Source organism: Kitasatospora sp. NPDC006697 (genome assembly GCF_042869935.1).
GTDB lineage: Bacteria > Actinomycetota > Actinomycetes > Streptomycetales > Streptomycetaceae > Kitasatospora.
In genome coordinates, this window is the sequence record NZ_JBIAGU010000060.1 from 1 (window position 1) to 17,759 (window position 17,759).

17 protein-coding genes and 2 pseudogenes are annotated in these 17,759 nt (G+C 69.8%); 12 read left to right on the forward strand and 7 right to left on the reverse strand.

The genetic code is table 11. The annotated features are described in order from the left end of the window. The first annotated feature begins 499 nt into the window (after positions 1 to 499). Together ACFYNO_RS40715 and ACFYNO_RS40720 are read left to right on the forward strand one after the other, a co-directional pair. Positions 500 to 1,450, forward strand: coding sequence for a helix-turn-helix domain-containing protein (locus ACFYNO_RS40715; protein ID WP_388023723.1), 951 nt, complete (start codon positions 500 to 502; stop codon positions 1,448 to 1,450). Between the two features lie 905 nt (positions 1,451 to 2,355). Beyond that, on the forward strand, positions 2,356 to 2,553 hold the full coding sequence (locus ACFYNO_RS40720) for a hypothetical protein (RefSeq protein ID WP_388023726.1): 198 nt from the start codon (positions 2,356 to 2,358) through the stop codon (positions 2,551 to 2,553). A 340-nt stretch (positions 2,554 to 2,893) separates the two neighbouring features. On the opposite strand, the gene ACFYNO_RS40725 is transcribed toward ACFYNO_RS40720, so the two are convergent. Beyond that, a complete protein-coding gene (locus tag ACFYNO_RS40725) occupies positions 2,894 to 3,565 on the reverse strand; it encodes a LysE family translocator (RefSeq protein ID WP_388023729.1) in 672 nt (223 codons plus the stop codon). Positions 3,566 to 4,335: 770 nt separating this feature from the next. Between ACFYNO_RS40725 and ACFYNO_RS40730 the strand changes: the two genes are divergently transcribed. The 7 genes and pseudogenes from ACFYNO_RS40730 (at position 4,336) to ACFYNO_RS40760 (ending at position 10,122) form a co-directional block, all read left to right on the forward strand. Then, positions 4,336 to 5,334 carry a ketoacyl-ACP synthase III family protein gene (locus ACFYNO_RS40730; protein WP_388023731.1) on the forward strand — a complete coding sequence of 333 codons (999 nt, stop codon included), beginning with the start codon at positions 4,336 to 4,338 and terminating at the stop codon, positions 5,332 to 5,334. A 67-nt stretch (positions 5,335 to 5,401) separates the two neighbouring features. Next, positions 5,402 to 7,042 (forward strand): AMP-binding protein, encoded by a 1,641-nt coding sequence (locus ACFYNO_RS40735; RefSeq protein WP_388023734.1) that lies wholly within the window; start codon positions 5,402 to 5,404, stop codon positions 7,040 to 7,042. Between the two features lie 6 nt (positions 7,043 to 7,048). Then, positions 7,049 to 7,285, forward strand: coding sequence for an acyl carrier protein (locus tag ACFYNO_RS40740; RefSeq protein WP_388023737.1), 237 nt, complete (start codon positions 7,049 to 7,051; stop codon positions 7,283 to 7,285). Then, positions 7,282 to 8,481, forward strand: coding sequence for a cytochrome P450 (locus tag ACFYNO_RS40745; protein WP_388023740.1), 1,200 nt, complete (start codon positions 7,282 to 7,284; stop codon positions 8,479 to 8,481). The genes ACFYNO_RS40740 and ACFYNO_RS40745 overlap by 4 nt, the downstream gene beginning before the upstream one ends. Positions 8,482 to 8,530: 49 nt before the next feature. Continuing rightward, complete coding sequence (locus ACFYNO_RS40750) at positions 8,531 to 9,532, forward strand: beta-ketoacyl-ACP synthase 3 (protein WP_388023742.1); 1,002 nt, start codon at positions 8,531 to 8,533, stop codon at positions 9,530 to 9,532. Positions 9,533 to 9,679: 147 nt separating this feature from the next. After that, a pseudogene (locus ACFYNO_RS40755) lies at positions 9,680 to 9,778 on the forward strand (hypothetical protein); the annotation flags it as partial. A 62-nt stretch (positions 9,779 to 9,840) separates the two neighbouring features. Beyond that, positions 9,841 to 10,122 carry a BrxA/BrxB family bacilliredoxin gene (locus ACFYNO_RS40760; RefSeq protein WP_388023745.1) on the forward strand — a complete coding sequence of 94 codons (282 nt, stop codon included), beginning with the start codon at positions 9,841 to 9,843 and terminating at the stop codon, positions 10,120 to 10,122. Positions 10,123 to 10,352: 230 nt separating this feature from the next. On the opposite strand, the gene ACFYNO_RS40765 is transcribed toward ACFYNO_RS40760, so the two are convergent. After that, positions 10,353 to 10,586: a hypothetical protein gene (locus ACFYNO_RS40765; RefSeq protein ID WP_388023748.1), complete on the reverse strand. Its 234-nt coding sequence runs from the start codon at positions 10,584 to 10,586 to the stop codon at positions 10,353 to 10,355. 384 nt (positions 10,587 to 10,970) lie between these two features. On the opposite strand from ACFYNO_RS40765, the pseudogene ACFYNO_RS40770 reads away from it, so the two are divergent. The 3 genes and pseudogenes from ACFYNO_RS40770 to tnpC all read left to right on the forward strand — a co-directional run. After that, positions 10,971 to 11,396: pseudogene (locus ACFYNO_RS40770) on the forward strand (histidine phosphatase family protein); the annotation flags it as partial. Positions 11,397 to 11,523: 127 nt separating this feature from the next. Further along, positions 11,524 to 12,255 carry a nucleotidyltransferase domain-containing protein gene (locus ACFYNO_RS40775; RefSeq protein ID WP_388023750.1) on the forward strand — a complete coding sequence of 244 codons (732 nt, stop codon included), beginning with the start codon at positions 11,524 to 11,526 and terminating at the stop codon, positions 12,253 to 12,255. A gap of 232 nt (positions 12,256 to 12,487) precedes the next feature. Beyond that, positions 12,488 to 13,909, forward strand: a complete 1,422-nt coding sequence (gene tnpC, locus ACFYNO_RS40780; protein WP_388023753.1) for an IS66 family transposase — start codon at positions 12,488 to 12,490, stop codon at positions 13,907 to 13,909. 13 nt (positions 13,910 to 13,922) lie between these two features. Here tnpC and ACFYNO_RS40785 read toward each other — a convergent pair whose 3' ends face one another. From ACFYNO_RS40785 to ACFYNO_RS40805, 5 genes are all read right to left on the reverse strand, one after another. After that, on the reverse strand, positions 13,923 to 14,273 hold the full coding sequence (locus tag ACFYNO_RS40785; protein WP_388023756.1) for a hypothetical protein: 351 nt from the start codon (positions 14,271 to 14,273) through the stop codon (positions 13,923 to 13,925). Between the two features lie 3 nt (positions 14,274 to 14,276). Next, on the reverse strand, positions 14,277 to 14,609 hold the full coding sequence (locus ACFYNO_RS40790; RefSeq protein ID WP_388023759.1) for a hypothetical protein: 333 nt from the start codon (positions 14,607 to 14,609) through the stop codon (positions 14,277 to 14,279). A gap of 149 nt (positions 14,610 to 14,758) precedes the next feature. After that, positions 14,759 to 15,613 carry an IS5 family transposase gene (locus ACFYNO_RS40795; protein WP_388023762.1) on the reverse strand — a complete coding sequence of 285 codons (855 nt, stop codon included), beginning with the start codon at positions 15,611 to 15,613 and terminating at the stop codon, positions 14,759 to 14,761. Between the two features lie 28 nt (positions 15,614 to 15,641). After that, positions 15,642 to 16,070 carry a RacP protein gene (locus ACFYNO_RS40800; RefSeq protein WP_388023765.1) on the reverse strand — a complete coding sequence of 143 codons (429 nt, stop codon included), beginning with the start codon at positions 16,068 to 16,070 and terminating at the stop codon, positions 15,642 to 15,644. A gap of 3 nt (positions 16,071 to 16,073) precedes the next feature. Then, complete coding sequence (locus ACFYNO_RS40805; RefSeq protein ID WP_388023768.1) at positions 16,074 to 17,195, reverse strand: DUF6192 family protein; 1,122 nt, start codon at positions 17,193 to 17,195, stop codon at positions 16,074 to 16,076. Positions 17,196 to 17,759 lie beyond the last annotated feature (564 nt).

Here is a 17,759-nt window from a genome sequence, read left to right on the forward strand (position 1 = left end):
CACTCAACGCCTTTGAGATCGCCTTCGACGGCCGACTCTCCGCCGGCCGCCGCTGACTCAACCCAACCGAGTTACACCGTTCACTGGACAGACCCGTCGACAAAGGCGGTTCCGGTCGAGGGGGCAGATCGTCGCTGCCGCGGTTTGGGTAGAGTCGCCAGGCCTTGGCTTTGCGTCCACTGTCAGCAGCCTGTCCGTCAGGGACGCGGGTGAGTCGTTAGGCAGCGCCGAAGCCGCCCGCAGCCACGGTTCATGCGAGTGCTGGAGGGCGCGGCGGCCGCATGAACCGGCTGCCGTTCACGGCGGAGTCGCTGATACGACCCCGCTGAGGGCGTTGTTGGAGTTGAACGGGAACGGCTCTGCCGCGTGGGCAGGGAGAGAACAGCTTGGGGTGGCGATGTCGGTCGTGGTGGAGGGCGTGTCCGGGGGCGACGGTCTGTCGGGGCCGGAGTGTTTCGAGTTCTGGCGCGATGCGATGGGGCAGTCCCGGGCGGCCGAGATGACCAGCGACCACGTCGACGTCTTCACGGCGCAGGTGCGCCGGGTTGAGCTGGGCCCGGTGGTCCTCCTGGGGACGTCGTTCCCGTCGATCCAGGTCCGGCGCACCGAGCGGATGATCCGGCGCTACGACGAGGAGCTCTGCCACCTGACGATGCTGACGACAGGCGGCGGCCGGGTGGCCGGGCACCGCACGGACGGCGCTCGGACGATCGGGGCAGGTGACCTGCACCTGGTGAGCAGTTCCCATCCATACGACTCGCAGTTCTCCGGCATCCCCGGCACCGGTGCGGCGCACGGGCGAGTGGACGGGTTGGGCCTCGACCTGCCCGCGTCGCTGCTGCCCTTCCCTCCGGACAGGCTGCGCGACCTGCACGGGCGGGGCGTGTCCGACCGCGGGGGCACGGCCGCGATCCTGGCGCAGTTCCTGACCGGCCTGGACCGCCAGGCGGCAGCCCTCGCGCCGGCGGAGGCCGACCGCCTGGGAGCGGTGGTGGTCGACCTGGTGGCGGCCTGGATCGCCCGGGAACTCGACGCCGAGGCGGCGCTGCCCGAGGACACGCGGCACCGGGCCATGCTGCGCAGCGTCCGGGAGTTCGTCCGGCGCAACCTCCACGACCCGGCCCTGACACCACCGGTGATCGCAGCCGCCCACCATGTCTCGCTCAGCTACCTGCACCGCCTGTTCACCCAGGACGCGCACGGTGAGACCCTCGGGGCGTTCATCCGCCGGCAGCGTCTGAGGAAGGCCAGGCGCGACCTCGCCGATCCCGCCCTGCACGCCGTGCCGATCCATGTCATCGCCGCGCGCTGCGGCATCGTCCAGGCCTCGGTGTTCACCCGTGCCTTCAGGGCCGCCTACGGGATCTCGCCCAGCGAACTCCGCCGCCAGGCGATGTCCGAAGCCGCCGACCTGCCGAGGGCCGCGACGGAGGAAGTGACAGCGCGCTGACCGTCGCGCCCGGCCGCTCTCCCAAGCGCCGATGAGCACGACGGTGTGCCAGGCCTGTTCGAAGAGGTCGGTGATGGCGTTGATCATGCCGGGCTCGGTCCTCGCCGCCGTGGCTGGTCAGCCATTGAACGTGGTTGCCGGTACGGGGCGAGGTGTTCGAGGCGGGCGCGGGAGGCGGCGGGAGCGGCCTGGCGGGCGGCACGGTGGCTTCTTGACGGGCGACCCGCTCGGCGAGTCCGGCGGCCGGGTCGACGGCGCGCAGCTGTCCGGGGCGGTCGGCGAGGGCGCGTATCGGCAGGAGCCGGCCGGACCAGTCGATGCCGTCGAGGCCGTCGCGGACCCCGACCTCGATCAGGGCGCAGCGGGCGGCGAGCTGGAACACGTCGTTGGTGGGAAGGTCGCGCATGGCGGCGCAGACCGCCACGGCCGTCGTCGACAGGCCAAGTGCCTCCAACATGGGCTCTCCTGTGGTGCAGCCGTCCCGGGACTGTGCCGACGGCCGGACGGCCGTCCCTCCGGTGCGGACGATTTCCGATGGCAACTGGTTCGAGCTTGTCAGAGCGCCATCACTGCGCCTTGACGTGGAGTCGCAAGGGCTTGGCTCTGCGTCCACCGCCGCCCGCCCGCCCCAGTGGCGCGCACCGCCGACCACGGCGGCCTGCCGCCTTCATCGGCGGCGATCGTCTCCCACCACGACATCACGGCGCGTCACGTCCGCCACCCGTCTTGCAAGAAGTCAAGTCGGGAGCAGGCATGTGACCGAGTCGCCAGCGTCGGGGGAGTGACCTCCACGGACCGCGCCCCGTACTTCCCTACTCGCTTCAGGTGTTCCGTTCACCGGATGCCCGGGCGGGCCGTGTCCAGTGCGCGGGCAGAGGCGTTGATCGGGCATGGTTACTCGTACTGTGCTCGGGGCCGCCGCGTTCGCCGCCGCCCTTCCCCTGCTTCTTGCCGCGCCCGCCCACGCATCGATCGTCACCGACACGCTGAACAACCTGAACGCCGTGAACGACGCGAACTTGCTCGGCATCAAGAGCGGCGTCACCAACACAAACGCGTCGGACCAGGCCAACGGCAACTACCACGCCCGCCCGCAGGGCTGACCAGAACCACCGATCGCCGAGGCAGCCGGCTCCGGTGCCGGCCGCAGTTCTGTACCCGGGTCCGGCTCGCCCCGGTGGCTTGGCACGGCAAGAGCCGCCGCGCCCGCCGGCCCGACCTCACCGCGACACCGGCGGAGCAGTGGGGCCGGCAGCCGATGAGCTGTCCTCCGTATCCTCCTCGATGCCGAGCGCCAGCAGCAGCTCGCTGATCGCCCGGCGGCGCCGGCTGCCGGTCCTACCGCCGACCGGCCTCCCAGGCCACCCGGCGGCCGTGCTGCGGCCGGGGAGAACCGGGACTCGGCTCGCCGGGTCGCCCAGCCTCACCGAGCATGGCGTGCCGCTATTGACGGGCCGCCAAGGTCGCGCCAAGTCCGACGAGCGCCACGCCGGCGACTCCCGACAAGCCGCGCTGCACGGAGCGACGCAGCAGGATGCGCTGGATCGCACCCAGGACCGTGACCACCACGATGTACCAGACCAGCGCCAGCAGCCAGAAGAGCCCTGCCAGGAGGAGGTGCTGCGAGAGCTCGGACATGCCGGGCAGTTGGAACTGGGGGAAGAGGGAGAGGTAGAAGGCGGCGACCTTCGGATTGAGCAGGTTGCTCATCAGGCCTTGGCGGAAGCTCGTCCCGCTGTCCATGACCGCTGCCGTGCTGCTGCCGCGCCCGTGGCTGCCCGGGGCGGCGGCTGCGGAGTCGTCGGCCGAATCCGTGGCGCGCCGGCCTTGGCGGGCGAAGTCGATCAGTGACCGGATGCCCAGGTAGGCGAGGTAGAGGGCGCCGACGAGCCGCACAGCCGTGTACAGCAGTTCGGAGCCGGTCAGCAGCGCGGTCAGCCCCGCTACGGCGGCCCCGGCGAGGACCGCGTTGCCGACCATGATGCCCGCCGCGGTCGCGGCGGCGACGGGCTGCCCTCCCCGCGCGGCGTTCCGCAGGAGCAGCACGAGGTCCGGGCCCGGCACAACGATGATCAGAAGTGACGTGAGTAGGAAAGCCAGCAGCTGTGCAGTCATCCACCAATCATCGCCTGGCTGACCAACGACCTGGTGCCGCTGGCCGACGTGCTCCTGCCCGACGAAAAGCCGGCCGGCCAAGAATCGGCGGACCAACAACCGGCCGATCAAGAACCGGCTAACCAACAACCGGCTAACCAACAACCGGCCAACCAACAACCGGCCGACAAAGGCCCGTACGTCGAGTAACCGCCCCCACCCCGGTGGGGCGTGCGCACCAACCGCGGCACCAACGCCGACCCGGCCGGCGCCGACGAACTGGAGCCCGCACCCTCGCCCTTGACGCACCATGAGCCCCCCGCCTCGCGCACACGGGGCCGGCATGTCGCCACCCCCGTGCGTCCGAGGTACGTCCCAGCGAGTCGATGGCGGTGGCTGTCCGAGCGGAGCCGAGGTGATACTATCTGTCCTGGCTTAGCCCGGGTAGCGGGTCATGGTGATGTTGGCCGCCCGCTCACTGATGATCACCCGCCGCGCCAACTGGCGCCTCGGCCGTTCATATTTCCCGGCGCAAACCGCCCGCCCTGCAGAGCCTCATCATGTAGGTCCGCGAGCCTTGTCATGAAGGCCTGCACGGCAATAAGCGGACATTTTCCTGCCCGGGCTTCGGGGTGTGGTGGGTCTCGCCCATTCGGCATTCCGTCGCCCAGGCTCGTCGTTGAACTCCTCAATCGGTCGCCCGGCCGATTTTTCCGGTTCGGCACACGTGGATGCCCAGAGCATCCCCATTCATTATTCATTCCCTACTGCCTCCGTGTCGTGGTGAGGAGATGTTCGCATGGGCAGCGGCGATGAAGGTCGGTAACATTTACGTGGCCAACTCTGCCCTCTATCTTCCCGAGGAGATCTCGTCCTTGGAGAAGGCGGCGGCGCAGGGTGTGGTGCCGGACGATCTCGTGGCGACATCCCCCTACCTGCAGGTGCATGTCGCGGACGACGAGGCATGGCGAATGGGGATCCGCGCAGCCTCGGAAGTCCTGAACGGTATGGGAATCGAAGCCCGCCGTATCGACTACCTCGCCTATGCGGGGGTCAGCATCGTAGAGGAGGAGCCGTACTCGCCGGCCCACCGGATGGCCCGGCTCCTCGGCGCCACCGACGCGGTGGCGGTCAACCTCAAGCAGATGTCTAACGCGGGCTCCGAGGCGGTGCGCCAGTCGCTGCTGCACCTGGCGGTGGAACAGGACACAGAGGTATGCGTGGCGGTGGCGTCGAGCGATCACCGCGGACTGCCATATCCCCGCTGGAGTTCGCTTCCAGGGGTCGTCCTGGGCGACGGAGCGGCCGCTCTCCTGCTCACCCGCAGGCCCGGAAAGCTCGAGATCCTGTCGATCGCGGTCGGCGGCGACGTCAGCACCGAGAACAAGTTCCCTGCCCGTCACCCCTACCGGCCCACCGAGGGGAACCGCCGCCCCGACTTCTCCACGGGCCCCTACGTCGTCGCGGCCATGCGCCGGCTGACCCGGCGGGTGGTCGGCCGGGCGCTGGCGGACGCCGCGATCAAGCCGGACGACTCCGCCGTCACGCGCTTCCTCCCGCCGCGCATGGGCATGCTCTTCCACCGCGTACATTTCCAACCAGGAATCGAAATCGACAGGGACAGGGTTCGAATCCTGGGCGGCGAAACCGGGCACCTGGGCGCGGGCGACCTCATCGCCAATATCCATGAACTCCTCGCCGACGACACGTTCATGCCAGGTGAAATAGCGATCGCACTGTCGCTTGGAGCCGGCATGACGGCCTCGTGCGCAGTGCTCCGCAGGCCCTGATCCCCCGCAGGCCCTGATCCCCCACAGGCCGCACGCTCTGACCCCCCCCGTAAGAGAGAGGTATTCCATGGCCAGTCTCTCCAGTGAGCACGAGAACCTCCTGGACGCCCTCGACGCGTCCGCGCAGCGCCACACCAGCACCATATTCTTCCCCGAGGAGAACGAATCGGTTTCGCTCCGCCGAATGCTGACGACCGCAGGGGACGTGAGCCGGCTGCTCGCCGGAGAGAAAGCGGGCCCCGGCGAGGTGGTGGGGTTACTCGGCGGCAACAATCGCACCACGCTGGAGTCGTTGCTCGGAATCCTGGGCACCGGTGCGGCGGTGTCGATACTTCCCAGTCCGGTCGGGGTGGGGGACTGGGACCGCACTGTTCGGCGCGTGGAGAACTTCATCGACACGGCTGGCATGAGCCACCTCGTCGTCGACGCGGAGCAACAAGCAATAGCTGCATGGATCTCCCGGTCCCGCCCGGCGGTGCGCACCCTGGTCGCGCCCCTGAGCGGGGGCCCGGCCAAGCCGCCGCCGCACATCTCCCGGCAGATGCGCGCGGTCGTCCAGTTCACCTCAGGCAGCACCGCGCGATCCAAAGGTGTCGTGCTCACACACTCCAATGTTCTGCACGGCCTGGACAACATCGTTGTCGGCAGCAGATACACATCCGAAGACTCCCTGTACCAGTGGGTCCCGCTCTTCCACGACATGGGCCTCTTCGGCGCGCTGAACACCCTGGCGGCCGGCGGGGACCTGCACCTGGTCTCGCCCTACACCTACGTTCGCCGGCCGGGCGACATCCTGCGCTACCTCGGTGAGAAGCGCATCACCGCCACGACCGGGCCGGACTTCTTCTACGAGCGGCTGGCGACCGCGGCCGCGCAACTGGACCTTGCAGGACTCGACCTGTCCTCGTGGCGCGTCGCCTTCAACGGCGCGGAGGAAGTGCGAGCCGAGACCATCGCCAAGGCGCGCGAGCAACTGGCTCCGGCCGGGTTCCGCCCGGCGACGATGTTCCCCGTCTACGGCATGGCCGAGGCCACTCTCGCCGTCAGCTTCGGTGACGTGGAGGCCGCCCCGGTCGTCAACCACTTCGATCGGCGAGCCCTCTCCGAGGGACGCGTCGCTCTTCCATCAGGACCTGGCCCCGGCAACCGTGCGCTGGTCTCGGTGGGTTGGCCGGTCGGCACCATGCGGATGCGGATCCGCGGCACCGGTGGCGACCTGTGCGGTCCGGCCGAGGTGGGAGAGATCGAGATCAGCGGCCCTGCTGTCACCGCCGGCTATGTGCGGCCCGGGGGCGCCTTCCAACCGGCCGGCCGGGACGGGTGGTTCGCCACCGGCGACCTGGGGTTCGAGCACGACGGCCACTACTACATCTGCGGCCGCGCCAAGGAGTTGGTGATCGTGGCGGGGCAGAACTACTACGCCGAGGACGTCGAGGACAGCGTGCGCTCCCTGCCAGGCGTCTTCCGGGGCAACTGCGTGGCGACCGCCCGGGCCGCGGACGAGACGATGGTCGTGGTGGTGGAGACCCGCGACCCGCTGAACGGCCTCGCGGCCCAGGTGGAGGCCGCCGTCCGCGCCCGCACAGGGCTCAGCCGCATCCAGGTGCACCTCGTGGCACCGGGCTTTCTGCCCAGGACCACCAGCGGCAAGAAGAAGCGCACCAGCGTGCTCCGACTCCTCGACACCACGCCTCCCGCCGGAAGGTGAAGCACCATGCGCGACATTCCCGCCGCCGTCCGCACCACGCTCCAGGACGTCCTGGAACTGCCGTCCGGCGACCTGCCCGGCAACACCCTGCTCTTCACCCTTCCCAACGCCGACTCCCTCCACCTCCTGCAGGTGGTGGTCCGCCTGGAGGAGGCCTTCGGCTCAGCGTTCGACGACGAGGACCTGGCCCGGCTGCAGACGGTGCAGGACCTGGTCGATGCCGTAGGGAGGGCCGCACGGTGAACGACGTCCCTGTTCTGCGGAACTGGCACGACGACGCCGACATCCGCCGCGACCTGCGCGCCTGGCGGGAGGACGGGGCCTCGGTGCGCGAGGTCCGCCTCCCTGACGGCCCCCGGGTCTGGCTCGTCACCGGGTACGACGAGAGCCGCCAGGCGTTCCTGGATCCCGCCATCGTCAAGGACTACCGCAAGGCCCCCAACCCGCAGGGCTTCGGCCGCTCCCTCCACCGCGACGAGTGCTGGGCAGGCCCCAACTCCGTCATCACGACCGACGGCAGCCACCACACCAGACTCAGGAACACGCTGCGGCCGTTCCTCAACCGGCACGCACTGGACGACCTGCGCCCGGTCGTGCGGGACATCTGCGAAGAGACGCTCGACGCCCTCACCGATCCCCTCGACCCCGACCTCATGCGCGACTTCGCCCGTGTGGTCACGGCCCGCGTTGTGAACCACATCCTCGGAATCCACCCCAGTCACCTCGACGCCGTGGTCCGTGCCAGCACCGACTACGGCGCCGGAGAGGGAAGCCACCGCGCCAATGCGGCGATCGCCCTGCTCGGCGTGATCGTGGCGGACACCATCGAGGCCCGCAGGAAGGACCCGGACCAGGGCATCGTCTCCGCCCTCGTCGCCGACCCCACCCTCACCGCCCGCGACGTCCTGGGCATCGCCTCGACCGTGGTCATCGGGGGGACGCTGACCACCAGCACCCTTCTGGGCTGGGGTATCGCCTACGCCACCACACTGGACGACCACCGTGCCGTGATGAGCGACCCCCGCCGCCGTGAGGCGTACATCGAGGAGATGCTTCGGCGCTACAGCCCCACCCGGATCTCCACCTGGCGGTTCGCCGCTGAGGCAACCGTCATCGGCGACACCCCGATCCCCGCCGGCGCCGTCGTCTGCATCGCCCCCTCCGCGGCCAACCGCGATCCCCGCCAGTTCCCCGACCCGGACCTCTTCGATCCGCAACGCCCCAACGCCGCGAGCCACCTGGCCTTCGGCCACGGTGTCCACCTGTGCATCGGCGCGGCGCTCGCCCGCCTCGAAGCCGCCACCGCCTACTCCACCGTATTCACCCGCTACCCCAACCTCCGCCTGGCCCTGGACCTCGAGCACATCCCCTGGTCCAGCGCGGTCGTCGAGATGCACCCGCGAACCCTCCCGATCGACCGGAACTCCCTCTTCACCTGACCGCCGGCACCAGGCAAGCCCCCGCACAGCCCCCCAAGCGAGGAACTCCATGCCCTCCCTCCCCTCACCCGCCTACGCGGCCATCACCGCCCTGGGCGTCCACCGACCGAAGACGGCGGTCGCCAACCACCAGCTTCCCCGGCACCTCGACACCGACGATCTCTGGATCCGCACCAGGACCGGAATCCAAAGCCGACGGCTCGCGTCAGCCGATGAGACCATCGCCATCATGGGCAGCAGCGCGGCAGGCCGCGCACTGGTCGCTGCCGGACTCCCGCCCAGCCGGATCGACGCCGTCATCGTCGCCACCATGAGCCACACGGGCCAGACCCCCTCCGTCGCGGTCGAACTGGCCGCGCGCATCGGATGCCGCCGTATCCCCGCCTTCGACGTCAGCGCCGCCTGCGCCGGCTTCAGCTACATCCTCGAACTCGCCCGCTGCCTGATCGCCTCCCACGCGGCGCGCCACGTCCTGCTCATCGGCGCTGAGCGCATGACCGACATCGTCGACCCGCGCGACCGCACCACCGCCGTGATCTTCGCCGACGGCGCCGGTGCCGCGATCGTCAGCCGGGCGGACCGACCCGGCATCTTCCCCGCCGAATGGGGAAGCGACGGCACGCTCCGGGACCTGCTCGCGCAGCAGCCGTCGTGGGCTCGGTTCCGCGACGACGTCGAGAAGCAGCCTCCGTACTTGCGGATGTCCGGGCAGTCGTTGTTCCGCTGGGCGCTCGCCAGCCTCCCGCCCGTCGCCGACGCCGCCCTGCACAGAGCCGCCCTGCGGGCCGGCGAACTCGGCGCATTCATCCCTCACCAGGCCAACGCCCGCATCACCGAAGCACTCGCCCGGGCTCTCGCCCTGGAGCCGTACGTGACCATCGCCGACGACATCGCCACCCAGGGCAACACCAGCGCGGCTTCGATCCCCCTGGCCATGCACGCGCTCCTCAGCGCCCGACGCGCCGAACCGGGTGCTCCAGCCCTGCTGCTGGGCTTCGGAGGCGGCGTCACCTTCTCCGCGCAGGTAGCCCGCCTGCCCGCAGCCTATTGAGCCCCTCCCCGCGGTGTTTCGTCCCCGGCTTCGATGCTCGGGTTCCGCGTCACCTCGGGGCCCGCCACCAGCCGGACCCGGCCTCCGGATCGTCCACCCAACCGAGGCCATGCCCCGATACGCTGAGCCATCAGACGTTCTCTCTACGTGAGGAGTAGGCATGCCGTACTCACCGCAGTTGGTCAAGCCGTTCAGGAGGAGCTGACCGAGATCGGCTTCACCGAGCTGGTCACCGCCGAAGCCGTGGACAGCGCGATGAAGAAGGCCCAGACCGGTGTCACCCTGGTGGCCGTCAACTCCGCGAGTGGATGTGCGGCGGGCATGGCCCGGCCCGGCCCGGCGTGCGCCTCGCCCTGGAGAACACCGACCGCCGCCCCGACCAGCTGCTCACGGTCTTCGCCGAGCAGGACCCGGAGGCAACGGCACGGATGCTCTCCTACTTCGTGGACATCCCGCCCTCCGACCCCTCCTTCGTCCTCTTCAAGGACGGCGAACTCGTCTTCTTCATGCCCAGGCACCGCATCGAGACCCGTGACGCCAGGGCCGTCGCCTCTGATCTCCAGGACGTGTTCGACGAGTTCTGCCAGTAGCCCGTCCACTCCGCGCAACAGGAGGAGCACGCGGTCGGCCACTACCTCGGAACCCCGCGCTCGACTGGCCGAGCGGCACGAAAACCCTGGCCACCTACGGTGCACAGCCCAGAGCCACGCCCGGCGGTGCCGGGGGCGGGCAAAGCCGTTGCTCCACCCCCGGGCTCCTGGGACACAGCGTCTGATTGACCACCGGCCGGCGGAACCCCAGAGCTCTGAGGCCACCCCGCTCAGCGGGCGACGGCCTCGTTCAACGCCGGCTGAACCTCCGCGGTGCGGGTGGTGCTGTCGGCCCGGGCCTGGCGCTGTCGGTGGACGACCGGGCGCACCTGCCCGGCGAAGGCCGACAGGATGCTGCGCACCAGACCGATGGGCACCCCGGTCTTCTGGCCGACCATCACCACCCCAGCCAGGCGCTGCCCCAGGGACTGCCCGGTACGGCCCCGCTCGGTGGCCTGCAGCACCAGCTGGCCCGGCCGGCCGTTTCTCAGGGGCGGCGGTGCCGTTGCTCGCGCCGGTCCGGGCGCCGGCCCTGATCGCCTCGCATCGGCCCGCTCGGGAATCCGTGCGCCCGGGACGGCCGCTGCCACCCCCGCCACCGCTGCTCCCGCGCGGCCCGGTGGCGCTCGCGGATGTGCTCGGGGTAGCCGCGACAGACCTGCGGCTCTGCTCGGATACTGGTGGGCCCGGCCATCGGGTCGACTGGCCGGCAGGAGTCCCCGAACACAAGGACGGGCCGGTGTCGTCCTCGGACGGTGACCGATCCTGGAACCAGGACGGGAAGGGATGGCGTCGAGCCCAGAACGACGACGCACAAGATCGTGACAGACCGCGAAGGGGTCCTGGGGATGATGGGAACAGCCACCCGCTACCTGTATCTGGTTCGGCATGGCGAGGCGTTGCCGGACGAAAGCGGGTTGTCGGAGAACGGGCGCCGGCAGGCAGTCCTGCTCGGCCGCCGGCTGGCGAACCGTCCCATCTCGGCGGTGCACCATGGCCCGTTGCCCCGGGCCGCGCAGACCGCGCACCTGATCGGCGAACACCTGAACGGCGCCGCTCTCAAGGTGTCGGAGACCGCCGGAGACTACGTTCCGTACTTTCCAGACCGGGATGAACTACCGTCCGACTGTGCCGACTTCCTCCTGAGTTTCCTCGCCCAGTCCACAGCCGAGGACCGTGAGCACGGTCCGGTATTGGCAGGCCGAGCCCTGGAGCAGTTCACCGGCCCGGTGGCGGGCGGCGAGGAGCGCCACGAAGTGGTCGTCACCCACAGTACCTGTTTCTGATGGAGCACGAAGTGTTCAGCCCGGCCAGGAATCGAACGGACCCACAGGTCAGAAGGCACTGGTGAGACGGAAACGCTGTGGCGGCTGGTGATGATGGCGTGCGACTGTGATCGCCATGAATCTGATCGATCAAGCCCGGAGGCTGGCGGACAGCCGATTCCCGGACGCGCTCGCCGTGATCCTGGCCGGTTCCGGGGCCTCGGGGCGTGCCACGGCGTCCAGCGATCTCGACATCGCGGTCCTGGTGGCGGATGGTGGCGAGACGTGCCGAGAGACGGTGCGCTTCGAGGGGCGTGTCGTCGAACTCTTCGTCCATACCCAGGCGGGTCTCGCGGACCTTTTCGCCGCCGATGCCGCGTCTCGCCGCGCGGTGATCCAGAGCATGTACGCCACTGGCCTTGTGCTGGTCGACCCGCACGGCCATGGGGCCCGTGCCCGCGCCCGCGCCGGGGCCGACCTGGTCGCGGGTCCGCCGGCCCTCGGGGCGGAGGCGGTGGAGACGAGGAGATACGGGCTGACGGACCTGTTGGCCGATCTGGCGGACACACGGGACCGGGTCGAACGCCTGGCTGTGGCCGGGGCCGTCCTGGGGGCGGCGGCCGATCTGCTCTGTGACCACCGCCGTGCATGGATCGGCACTGGCAAGTGGTTTCCGCGGCGACTGCTGGAAGCCGATGATGAGCTCGGGGCCGCACTGCTGGAGGGCCACCGCCGCCTGTGCGAATCCGGCGATCCGGCTCTCCTGATTGGCTCCGCCGAGCGGGTGCTCGACCTGGTCGGCGGGACGCTGTCCGACGGCTATCGGCGGGCCTGGCGAGGCGTCATCGAGTCGACTGCCAGGCGCTGAACATCAGCTGGCCCATCACGGCCGGCTGGGCTGGTCACATCATCGGCCAGGTGCCGGCCGTGGGGTGGGCGATTACGCTGACGGGGTAATTATTCAGCGGGTCGGTGAGATGCCGTCTCGCGCGCGTGCGGGCTGTCGCGAGCGTGGGGCCGGGGCGTTGTACCCGAGTCGCCTCGGTGATCGTTAAGCTGTGGGCATGGGCCAACGGAAGCAGTCGTCGCAGGTGGATGCGTTGCTGGCGTTACTGAAGGCCAAGGACGAGCAGATCGCCGCGTTGACGCGGCAGATCGCGGGGCTGACTGACCAGGTGCAGCAGTTGGTGGCCCGGTTGAACAAGGACTCCTCCTCCAGCAGCAAGCCGCCGTCCTCGGATCCGCCCGCGCGCCGCCCCAAGGGCAGCTCCTCGCGCACCGGAACCGGCCGCAAGCCCGGCGGGCAGGAAGGCGGCTCCAGCAGCACCCTCAAGCAGGTCGATTACCCGGACCAGCAGGTACCCCTGCCCCCGGTCGAGTGCACCGGTTGCGCGGCGGACCTGTCGGATACGCCGGTTGTGCGAGTGCAGCGGCGTCAGGTCTTCGACGCCCCGCCGCCCCCGGAACCATTCGTCATCGAGTACCAGGCCCAGTACAAGCGCTGCCCCGGCTGCGGCACCGAGAACGCCGGCGCCTTCCCCGGGCACGTCAAGTCCCGGACCCAGTACGGCCCCGAGGTCACCGCGCGGACGGCGGACCTGGTGCTCGGGCACTACGTGCCCACCTTCCGTTCCGCGCAGCTGATGCGCGAGCTGTGCGGCATCACGGTCTCCACCGGCTTCGTGGCCTCGCTGCGCCCGCGTGCCGCCGCGCTACTCGGCCCGTTTATGGGCCACGTGCGGGGCCTGCTCAAGCAGGCCCCGGTGGTGCACGCGGACGAGACGTGGACCACCGTGTCCGGCACCACCGAGTACCTGCACGTGGTGAGCACCGGGCATCTGACGGCCATGCACACCGGCGGCAGGACCAAGGACGCCATCGACGCGGGCGGCGTGCTGACCGAGATCAGCGGTGTGCTGGTGCGCGACGGCTACGCCGGCTACCAGCACCTGACGCAGGTCGAACACGCCTGGTGCGGAGCCCACCTCCTGCGTGATCTTCGCGGCATCCACCAGGCCGACCCGGCCGGACAGCTGTGGGCCAAGGCCATGGGCGACCTGCTGGCCGACGCCCACCACCTGGCCGTCGCCGCCCGCGGGCAGGGCCGCACCGCGCTGGGCGAGGAGGATCTCGCCCGGATCCACCGCCGCTACACCGGCGCATTGGCCCGCGCCGCCACCGACAACGGCGGCAAGGCCACCGCGCTGGCGAAGGACGTCCGCACCCTGGCGAACCGCTTCGCCCGACACCGGGAGATGATCCTGCGGTTCACCGTCGACCTGGCGGTCCCCTTCACGAACAACCAGGCCGAGCGCGACATCAGACCCACGAAAGTGCAGCAGCGGGCCTCGGGCGGATGCTGGCGAACCCTGCAGGGCGTCGCCGAGTTCGCCGTCGTCCAGTCCTACCTGTCCACCGCCCACAAGTGGGGCATCACCCGCATCGACGCCCTGCGGCAACTCTTCACCACCGGACCGTGGCTCCCCCCTGCCCTCGCGCCGACCACGGTCACCGCCCTGTGACCACTCCCGGTCCTCAACCACCGTGCTCGATCAGGTCGTCGATCGCCTGACGCAGCCAGGCGTTGAAGTCGGGGAACCTCTCGCGCTGTTCCCAGCCGGGGGATGCCAGGTCGTGAACCACGGCAACGTCTTCGTGGTCGAGATCCCAGCAGGCCACGTCGTCGTTGTCCTGGCGCCGGGCGAAGGGCACCAGTCGGCGCTCGGGATACCGCTCGCGCAGCCCGGTCGCGCGGCGCCGCAACTGGTTGCCGTCGAAGATCCACCAGGGTTCGAGGTCGGTCAACCCCAGTTCAACCACGCGGACGAACTCCGGCGGATAGTCGAAGCCGTCTGGCAGTTCGGCGATCGTCAAGAGGTCAGCCACGAGTCAGTTCCCATCCCATCCGGTCCACGGAGAGCCCATCGGATACGTGTTACGGTACGCGGCGGCCTGCTTCCCGATGCGCAGACTGATCGCGTCGCCCCAGGTCGACGGCACTCCCTTGGGAGTGGTGAACCGGTCGATCTGCATCTGATCGGGTAGCGGCTCGTCGAACGGGTGGATCACCGCCTGGAGATCGATCCCGGCATGTCCCGAGGCCACGACCCGTGTGTTGTCGATGGTCGTCAACCCGCCGTCCGGCATCCTCACGACATCGATCAGCGAGCCCGCCCAACCGTTCGCCCGCATGCTGTCGATGATCTCCGCCGCACCCTTCACGGAGTTCTGACTCAGTCGAACCGTCCGCGGGTTCAGAGTGACGGAGCCATCACCCTCCTGAACAGCTACCTGACGGGGACGTCAGTGGTCGTGGGAGAGTGGACCGGGCCGGGGTTCGCGGGCGGCTGGGACCTGTTGTCCATGGAGGGTCAGTCGCGTTGGGCCTCGCGGGGCGGTGACTGGCCCTTGCGGCGGGACTGCCTCTGGGTGAGGCGCCTGGTCATCAGGGTGATCGCGGCCCAGGTGATGAGCGACTCGGAGTGCTGGATGAGGCGTTCGTAGTCGCGGGCGTGTCGGCGGGCGTGCATCACCCAGGCATGCGAGCGCTCGACCACCCAACGCCGGGGAAGGACGACGAACCCCTTGGCATCCTTGGGCCGGTTCACCGTCTTGATCGTCAGGTTCAGGTACTTCTTCGCCCAGGTCACCAGCTGTCCGGCGTAGGCGGAGTCGGCCCAGACGATGGTGATCTCCGGGTGCATCAACCGCAGCCGGAAGAGCACTTCCTTGGCCGCGTCCCGGTCGGTCATGTCGGCCGGGGTGACCATGACGAACAGCGGCAGGCCCTTGGTATCCACGACCAGGTGGCGCTTGCGTCCGTTGATCTTCTTGGCCGCGTCGTAGCCGCGCGAGTCCTTGCCGACGGTCTCGGCCGCCTTCACGGACTGCGAGTCGATGATCGTGGCGACCGCGCCGGGAGCGCGGCCCATCTGCTGGCGGACCCGCTGGCGGAGCTGGTCGCGGATCTGGCCGATGACGCCGGCCGCCGCCCAGCGGGCCATGAAGCCGTAGGCCGTGCGCCAGGGCGGGAAGTCCTTGGGCAACGCCCGCCACTTGCATCCCGTGTCGACCACGTAGCGGATCGCGTCCACGATCTCGCGCCGCGGATGCTTCTCCGGCCGGCCACCGGTGCGGGTTTCGCAGGCCGGGGTGGGCAGCAGCGGTTCGATCAGGGCCCACTCGTCGTCGAAGGTGTCCGAGGGGTAGCAGCGGCGCCGGGCCACCAGGTCACCTTCCCCTCACCCCGACCGGTCAGGCGTTGCTGTAGTCGGCGATCACGTCGAGCGTCGACTCGACCGAGTTGAGCTGGGTGTTCAGGTGCTTGATCCACCGCCCCTTCGGCTGCAGGACGGCGTGCGGGGCGACCACGGACGTGATGAACCGGCGGATCTCGGTGAGCTTCTCCCTGATCACCGCGACCTCGTAGGCCTGCAGCTCTTCCGGGTCCGAGCAGAACCGGTAGCCGTCCGCCCTGGTCCAGATCAGCGGCGGCCAGCCTCGCTCGGCGATGATGTCGCGCAGGCAGGCCAGGCCCGAGCGGACCTGGCTCGGACTCAGGGCCGAGGCCCGGGCCAGCTGCGGGAACATCAGACCGGCCGGGCGGGCCTCGAAGAGCACGAAGCGCACCGTGTCGGCATGGCGCTCGGCGGCGGGCGATCTGCGCCGCGAGGCGCGGGGCACCGCCTACTCACCCTGCAGCCGGCGGGCCAGCTCGCCGTCGACGTCCACCTTGCCGGTGTCCACCGCGGTCTCGATCCAGTCCAAAGTTGCCCGGCAGGCGGCTACCCGCTCGTGGACGATCGCCTTCTCATCCGCGCTGAGCTGCCGGTCGCGCAGACCCGGGACCGCCCGGCCGGCCGCGGCGACGAACGCGTGGCAGGCCGTTACCAGGTCCAGGAACTCCACCGACCGGTCGATCCTGCGGATCGCCGGCGCGACCGGGCTGGTCTGCTCGAACCGCTCGCGGGCCTGCCGGCCGCGCTCGACCTGGGCGGAATTGACCTGGTGGCGGGCGGTGTCGTCCGACATCGCGCGAAAGGCCACGTCCGGGCGCCGCAGCAGACCGGTGGTCACCTCCGCCGCCACCTGCTCGTCGCGGGTCAGCTCCTGGACGACCTTCACCCTGTCGGCCTGGGTGACCTTCGCGACCACCGCCGGCCGGCGCAGGAACTCCGGCGCGACCGCGGCGGCGACCTGGTCGTCGCGGGTCAGCTCTTCGACCACCCGCACCTTGTCCTCCGCCTTGACCTGCGCGACCACGTCCGGGCGCCGCAGCAGGTCCCCGGTCACCACCGCGGCGACCTCCTCGTCCTGGGCCAGGGAGTGGATCGCGCTGACCTTCTCCTGCGGGGTGACCGGCTTGGTGACCTGCCAGCCGACCCGCCGGTTCGCCTCGTCCGGAGTCCACCGGGCCTTGCCCTTGGGCGGGGTGAGGATCGCGGCGAACCGCTCCTCCTCGTCCTCGATCCGCGCCAGGATCCGGTGGACCGTGAACGACACCCCGTCCTGCCGACGCTCCTTGGGCCACCTCGAGGCCACCCACCGCAAGGTCGACACCGTCTTGTAGGCCAGGCCGATGTCCTCCGCCAGGCGGAACACCGACTCCTTGACAGTGAAGAGCCCCTTGCTCCGCTCTCCCTGGGCGTACTGCTCGCGCATCGGCTCGATCTCCAACGCGCCATCGCCGATCATGAACTGGCCCTTGCCTTGGGCCTCCACGACTTTGCGCAGCTCAGCCACGATCTGCTCGTAACGGCTGTTGCTGACGCTGCCGACCTTGTCAGCGGTCTCGATCTCTTCGGGCATGGGACTCTCACCACCAACCCGCGGGCCGGGCACGGTTGTTGAGACCGTGACGGGCCGGGCCCGCTTTCGCACAGCAGAGTCGGCCCGAAAATACGGTGATCCCAATAATCACCATGCAAATGACCAGAGTTGACCGATGTCGATCGGATTATCCGTTCGCATTGCGGTCACTGTGACCGTTCGCCGAACGCTTCGCTCCGGGCCCGCCAGGCCCTCGTCACGAACGGCCGCGAGCAGTACTGGGCGTTCGAACGGCGGTCCACGCCGGCCACCCACCACTCGCCGCACATCGGGCACTCGACCCGACCGATGCCGCTGATCTCGGCCGCCACTCGCTTGCGCAGTTGGCCGTCCACCCGCCACTGCCTGGCCCGACACGCTGCCGAGCAGTACACCGTGCTGGGTCGCGCTGCCGGCCTCAGCCAGGCACCGCAACCCCTGCACGTTCGTTCGCCGGCCCGCCCGGCGTCCTCAGAGGGTGTTCGATAGGGGATTCCCCCCAACTGTCCGGCTTTGATCGAGGTAGCACGGACTCGATTCCAGGATCTCGTGGCGGTCGGGTCC